The following is a 6,183-nucleotide window of genomic DNA, read 5'->3' on the forward strand; positions in this document are numbered from 1 at the left end:
ATGTTGTTTCCTCCTCTTATTTTCTTCCCTTTTTTTTCCCGTTAAAGAATAGCACAAGCGGACAAAAAAGAACGAGGGCGAGTGACGCCGCCCTCGTTTTGATTACTACCCAAAGTATCCGTCGACGATAACGATCAGTGCCTCAGGCCCAACTTTTGGATCAGATCGCTATAACGTCCGAAATCCTTGTTCCTGAGGTACAGGAGAAGCCTTCTTCTGCGCCCTACCATCTTGAGGAGACCTCTCTGGGAGTGGTGGTCCTTCTTATGAACCTTCAGGTGCTCCGTCAGATCCCTTATGCGGGTGGTGAGGATCGCGATCTGGACTTCGGGTGAACCCGTATCCGCGTTATGGGTCTTGTACTCCTCGATGATGCCCTGTTTCTTCTCCTTCCCAAGCACTTGCCTTCACCTCTGGGTGTCTATTCCCGGAACCAAGTAGGGCGAGAAACTCGCGCAACCTAGTAACGGGTGCACAAATTATATCACCATGGGGAGAGCGGGGCAAACGAACCGGAGTGACGAGGGGAAAAATGAATCCCAGGGAAGAGATTTCATAAGATTCTGCTCATTCTGCACTCGACATTTTTTTAATTATGTGCTTTTATTCTTAATACGGACTGTAAAGAATCTGATCGAAAGGAAGGAGAAACACGATGAATATTCTCATTGTCGAGGACAACAGGGACCTAGTCCAGGTCCTGACGGAAGGATTCAATGAACTCGAGTTTTCAGTGGACAGCGCCTTCGATGGAATAGAAGGCCTGAGTAAGATCCGCAACAACAACTATGATTGCATCGTCCTGGACATCATGCTTCCGGAGATGGACGGCTTTGAATTGATCGAAAAGATGAGGGAGGAGGGGAAGGACACCCCGGTTATCATGCTCACCGCCAAGGATTCCATCGAGGACAGGGTGGAAGGCCTCAACCGGGGAGCCGACGACTACCTGGTCAAACCCTTCGATTTCCGCGAGCTGGTGGCAAGAGTAAACGCCGTCACACGCAGGAGAACGGAACCGAAAAGGACCGTCCTCCACTGCGGACCCCTGATGCTGGATCCCATCGCGAGGGAGTGCAAGGCCGAAGGGGAAATGATTCCCCTCAGAAGAAGGGAGTTCGACATACTGGAACTGCTTATGCGGTATGAGAACCAGGTCTTCTCCCGGGAAAAGATCATAGGCCTGGTATGGAAGAAGGAGTACGACGGCACCAGCAACGTGGTCGACGTCCATGTAAAATACCTCAGGGACAAACTCCGCCCTTTCAACCTCGATACAGTCGTCGTGACCGTGAGGGGTGTCGGTTACAAGGTGACCTGTCCGGATTACGAATAAAAACTTTAGCTCTTCACGACCGCAGGCATGGGATGTCGGTGTAAATGGCAAGTACTATCGACGGGCGGCGGCCGTTAAGGCTCCGCTCGTTCCGTTTCAGGCTCGTATTATTTTCCGCCCTGACCATCATGGTGACCATAGCCCTCTTCGGGATGGCCGTATTCACCTTTTTTACCTCTTTCGAGATAGGCAGGATCGACGGCACGTTGGCTATGAGCATGAAGGAAACGATCGCTTTTCACGAAAAGGCCGGCCGCTTCCCTCTCCAGGCCAGGGGGAGCAGGACCCTGGGAGTGGTTTTCCAGGTTTACAACCAGGACAAAGCCCTGATGTTCCACCTCCCTCCCAGCCCTTCGGCACCCTTCGTCCCCCAAGATCTACTGGCTAGGGCCTCCGACAAGGGGAGGCCCCTCACCTTCGACCCATCGAAAAACAGGTTCATGCCGAGATTTTGGTGGATCCTGCCGTGGCATTGCCTTTCGGATCGGGACATCTGGAGGACCCTGGTCGCTGTGACGTTTTTCGAGGATGAAAAGATAATCCTCGTTTCCATGGCACCCTTGGCATGGCTTCTTGAATCCAGGCAATTGCTCTTCTGGATGACGATCCTGGCCGGCGCAGCCGGCATGATCGTGTCTATCGCTGCCGGAAGCCTACTTGCCGCGGGAGCCATGAAACCCCTCAAAGCCATCAACAGGGCCCTGGCGAGAGTTTCCATCAACAACATGTCCATAGACCCCTCCCCCTTCAGCTCGGACCGGGAAATAGGCGAGATCGTAACCCACATTAACCACATGCTCAAAAACCTGGAAAGGAGCATGAAAAACCTCCAGCAGTTCACCTCCGATGCCAGCCATGAACTCAGGACCCCCCTGGCGGTCATGAGGGGGGCGGTGGACATCGCTCTGCTGAAGAAAAGGGATCCCGAATACTACATCAAAAAACTCCAGGAACTTACCTACAACATCGACGACATGCAGAACCTGGTGGGTGCCCTTCTTGAACTGGCCAGGCTCGACGATTTCAGGGGCCTCGACTCTATGGAACCGGTAGACCTCTTCATAATCGCCGAGGATGCCGTGGAAAACATGGAGAGCATCACCCAGAGGAGGGGGCAAAGTGTCGAAAAGGACCTGCACTCCGCCCCGACCCGCGGCCGGGAGGTCATGATACTGAGGCTCGCCAACAACCTTCTTGAAAACGCAAGCAAGTACTCACCGCCGGGCAGCAGGATAAAAATAACCACCTACATCGACAACGGGAAAAACCATGCGATTTTGGAGGTCCAAGACAAAGGGACGGGGCTGGACCCCGAGGAGATCAACCGTTGCTTCGATCGGTTCTGGAGGGCTGACAGTTCGAGGACCACCCCGGACTACGGCCTCGGTCTTCCCCTGGTCAAGAGGATCGCCCAGATACACAACGCTTTCGTCGAGGTCGAATCCCACAAAGGGGGAGGCTCCCTTTTCAGGGTCCGCTTCCCACTGGACAGGGAATCCCTTAAGGACTACGACCTGGAATAACGGAAAAAAGAAAGGGGGCCCTTAGGCCCCCTGACCTTTACCTGGTGAAGAAATCCTAGAGATTCGCCGACACGTAAAAGGTCCTGCCCTCCCGGAAGACCAGCATGGCAATATTCTTAAGGTCTTTTGAGAGGATCTCTTCGAGCTTGGCCACATCCCTTATGGCTTCCCCGTTGACCTCCAGGACCACATCGCCTTCCAGGAGTCCCATTCTCTGGCCGATCGAGCCCGAGAGGACGCCGGTAATGACGGCTCCACCGTCCTCCTCGATGCTGTACTTCTGCCTCAACTCCGGCGTGACCGGCGAGACCGATATGCCCAGCTTCGAGGAACTTACGGGTTCCTGCTTGGTGGGAGCCTCCGATACGTCGGAGGGCACCGTCGAGAGAGTCACCATCTTCTTCCTCTGGACGCCCTTGCTGAGGACCGTCAACTCGACCTTTTCACCGGCGAGATGCTGGCGGATAGCGACGACAAGGTCGCCCGGGTCCTTGACCTTTCGGCCATCGATTTCGGTGATGACATCACCCCTGGCTACCCCGGCCTTCTGTGCGGGCGACCCCTTGACCACGTCCGCCACAAGGGCTCCCTCTCCTGCCTTTATGCCGTAGGCGCTGGCGAACTCCTTGGTAAGGGGCTGAAGGTACACTCCGAGCCATCCCCTGTTGACCTTCCCGTACTGGATAAGGTCATCCACTATCTGCTTGGCCATGTTCACGGGGATTGCGAAACCTATGCCCTGGGCATAGGGGACGATGGCCGTGTTGATGCCTATGACACGGCCGGAGAGGTCCAGGAGCGGCCCACCGCTGTTACCCGGGTTGATGGCGGCATCGGTCTGGATGAAACCATCAAAGTTCAGATTCCTGGCCCTGACGGACCGGTTCTTCGCCGACACTACGCCGACGGTGACGCTACTCTCGAAGCCGTAAGGGTTGCCGATGGCTATGACCCATTCCCCCACATCCAGCTTGTCGGAATCACCCATGGGAATGGTGGGAAGATCCTTGGCATCGATCTTTATCACCGCCAGGTCGTAGGAGGGATCCTTGCCCACGATCTTTGCCGGGAAGGACCTTCCATCGGAGAGTGTAACCTCGATGGTCATGTTGTCGGGCCCGTCTACGACGTGGTTGTTGGTGAGGATGTAACCGTCGTGGGTGACGATGAAACCGGAGCCCTTGCCCCTCATGGGCACATCCCGGGTGAAACGGTCGAAGCGATCGCCGAAAAATTCTCTGAAGAAAGGGTCATCCGGGAAGGGCGAGGAGGATCGCTGGACGATCGCTTCAGTGTCGATATTGACCACTGCCGGCGCCGTCTCTTTCACGATCCTGGCTATCGGGTTACCGGTGAAAACATCCTGCGCCGCTACCGGGCCGGGGGAAAGGGACAAAACAACAGCTGCCGAAAGGAGAAGCAAGAGTGTTGCCGTAAAGATCCTGGTTCCTTTATATCTCTTCATTCGAGCCACCTCCTGAATGCTTTGAGACAATTTTCCCCCCTCAGGAGCGCCCCGGTATCGTCAAATCTACGGAAATTGGATCTCCAGGTTTGAATCCAAGCATATCGGAGGCCCTGCCCCTGTTCACAGCAATGGAGACAAATCCCCAGCTGTCCTCCAGGGCCACCATCTCCCCCGAACTCACATCGGAGAAGGTTCGCCCCACGGGGATGCTGAAAAGCCATCCGCTGCTGACCTTTATCTCTGAATCTCCCAGTTTCCCCAGGTGGTCCCAGGGAATATCGGTTCTGATGGTCCCGAAAGCGTCCACGAGTGTTACATGGCCGGATATCTTGCTCGGCGTAGACTGGGGCGAAGGCAACGGGAACCGGTTGAGATCCCCCTGGGGGATTTCCCTACCACATTTATCGGGAGGCTTTCCGCCTACCAGGTCGGCCACCACGGGGGCCATAATATCCCTGGCGTCGAAGGTCGGAGAAACGTGCTCCATTTCACCCGGGATACGCTCAATGGACCAGCACCGGCTGATGCCCCCGGTCCTCTCCGCTGCTGGGACGAGGAGCCCGTTATCGGGTCCGACGAAGAGATCTCCCCTGCCGGATCGAAGGGCCAGTATCCTCCTCTGGGTTCCTACGCCGGGGTCCACGATGGCCAGGTGGATACCGACGGGCATGTAGAGAACCGCCCCCGCGAGCATCCAACCGCCGGAAATGATATCAAAGGGGGGAACTTCGTGGCTGATGTCTATCACCGGCAAGGTGACCCCTCTTCGCAAAAGGAGTCCCTTGCAGCAGGCCACGGTCTCATCGGCCAGCCCAAAGTCAGAAAGAAAGGTGACGCATCTGAATTCCCCGGTCATTTCCGAACACCCCCGTTAAATATACCATCAACAATTCCAGGGCAGACCCCGCAGGAAAAAAGTAGGTCGATCAGGCCATCCCGTGATTGCCTTTATGAATAGGAGATACCACCACTCTCCTCAAGGGCTCGGACCCTATCGAGCAGGTCGAGACGTCATCCCGCTCTTTGAGAGAGATATGGACGATCCTCCTCTCCCAACTGGTCATCGGTTCAAGGCGGATCGGCCGCCCCTTTCTCTTGGCCTCCCTGGCGGCTGCAAGGGCTATCTTTTCAATGCTCTCTTGGCGGCGGGCCTTGTAACCGCCGCTGTCGATCCGAATTCTCCGCCCCCGGTCCTCGTTGCGGAGGACCAGGTTGGTGAGGAACTCGATGGCTCGAAGGGTCTCGCCGGACCTGCCTATGGCTATCGAAGCGTCCTCTCCGTTCAGATCGATACTGCCTGGCCCGGTGACCTCGGGTTCGATTAAAAGGTCCATCCTCTTGATGAGGCCCTCCAGGAAAGGGTATGACTCGGGGGAAGGTCCATCGGGTCTTCTTGGCCTCAGGGTCAGGGCGACGCGGATCTTCTTGCCCAGGATGCCGAAAAGCCTTTTGCCCTCGTCCATGACGCGGATATCTATATCAGAAGGATCCACGGACCAACGGAGGGAACCGATATGGCGGGCCTCTTCCAGGGAGTTTACCTCAACTTCAAAAGTCTCATGCTCTTCCACAGTATTAACCCCTTTCATTCCATCGAGGGACTATGGCCTGCCTTACTTCTTCTGGGGCTTTTCCTTTAGAAGAACGGGCTTGTCGCGCATCTCCTCCTCGGTTTTTTTCTTGATGTGCCACTGCTGCCCCACGCCGATGAGCGAGGATACCCCCCAGTAAAGGAGCACTCCGCCGGGCAGGCTGAGGCAGATAAAGGTAAGGAAAGCCGGCATGAACCAGTTCATGAACTGCATCTGGGGATTGGAGCTCCCGCTGAGTTGCTGCTGGAACCAAGTGACAAAACC

At 55.8% G+C, this 6,183-nt stretch carries 7 protein-coding genes; 2 read left to right on the forward strand and 5 right to left on the reverse strand.

Going from position 1 to position 6,183, the window contains the following annotated elements; all coding sequences use genetic code 11:
- Positions 1-134: 134 nt before the first annotated feature.
- Positions 135-401 carry a 30S ribosomal protein S15 gene (gene rpsO, locus GX108_07735; protein NLO56919.1) on the reverse strand — a complete coding sequence of 89 codons (267 nt, stop codon included), beginning with the start codon at positions 399-401 and terminating at the stop codon, positions 135-137.
- A gap of 254 nt (positions 402-655) precedes the next feature.
- Here rpsO and GX108_07740 point away from each other — a divergent pair, with 254 nt between their 5' ends.
- On the forward strand, positions 656-1,336 hold the full coding sequence (locus tag GX108_07740; GenBank protein NLO56920.1) for a response regulator transcription factor: 681 nt from the start codon (positions 656-658) through the stop codon (positions 1,334-1,336).
- Between the two features lie 44 nt (positions 1,337-1,380).
- Positions 1,381-2,859, forward strand: a complete 1,479-nt coding sequence (locus GX108_07745) for a HAMP domain-containing histidine kinase (GenBank protein ID NLO56921.1) — start codon at positions 1,381-1,383, stop codon at positions 2,857-2,859.
- Between the two features lie 55 nt (positions 2,860-2,914).
- Here GX108_07745 and GX108_07750 read toward each other — a convergent pair whose 3' ends face one another.
- From GX108_07750 to GX108_07765, 4 genes are all read right to left on the reverse strand, one after another.
- Positions 2,915-4,324 (reverse strand): DegQ family serine endoprotease, encoded by a 1,410-nt coding sequence (locus GX108_07750; GenBank protein NLO56922.1) that lies wholly within the window; start codon positions 4,322-4,324, stop codon positions 2,915-2,917.
- 40 nt (positions 4,325-4,364) lie between these two features.
- Entirely contained in the window at positions 4,365-5,183 is an 819-nt protein-coding gene (locus tag GX108_07755; protein NLO56923.1) for an SAM-dependent chlorinase/fluorinase, read from the reverse strand.
- A 70-nt stretch (positions 5,184-5,253) separates the two neighbouring features.
- Positions 5,254-5,916 carry a single-stranded DNA-binding protein gene (locus GX108_07760; protein ID NLO56924.1) on the reverse strand — a complete coding sequence of 221 codons (663 nt, stop codon included), beginning with the start codon at positions 5,914-5,916 and terminating at the stop codon, positions 5,254-5,256.
- Between the two features lie 24 nt (positions 5,917-5,940).
- Positions 5,941-6,183 (reverse strand): YidC/Oxa1 family membrane protein insertase (locus tag GX108_07765; GenBank protein NLO56925.1); only part of this gene is annotated, 243 nt, incomplete at its 5' end.

The organism is Thermovirga sp. (assembly GCA_012523215.1).
Lineage (GTDB): Bacteria > Synergistota > Synergistia > Synergistales > Thermovirgaceae > 58-81.

Bases quoted from the DNA above. Each gene is read 5' to 3' on its own strand.
- GX108_07755 (NLO56923.1), bottom strand. From the start codon at position 5,183: ATGACCGGGGAATTCAGATGCGTCACCTTTCTTTCTGACTTTGGGCTG.
- GX108_07750 (NLO56922.1), bottom strand. From the start codon at position 4,324: ATGAAGAGATATAAAGGAACCAGGATCTTTACGGCAACACTCTTGCTT.
- GX108_07740 (NLO56920.1), top strand. From the start codon at position 656: ATGAATATTCTCATTGTCGAGGACAACAGGGACCTAGTCCAGGTCCTG.
- GX108_07760 (NLO56924.1), bottom strand. From the start codon at position 5,916: ATGAAAGGGGTTAATACTGTGGAAGAGCATGAGACTTTTGAAGTTGAG.
- GX108_07745 (NLO56921.1), top strand. From the start codon at position 1,381: ATGGCAAGTACTATCGACGGGCGGCGGCCGTTAAGGCTCCGCTCGTTC.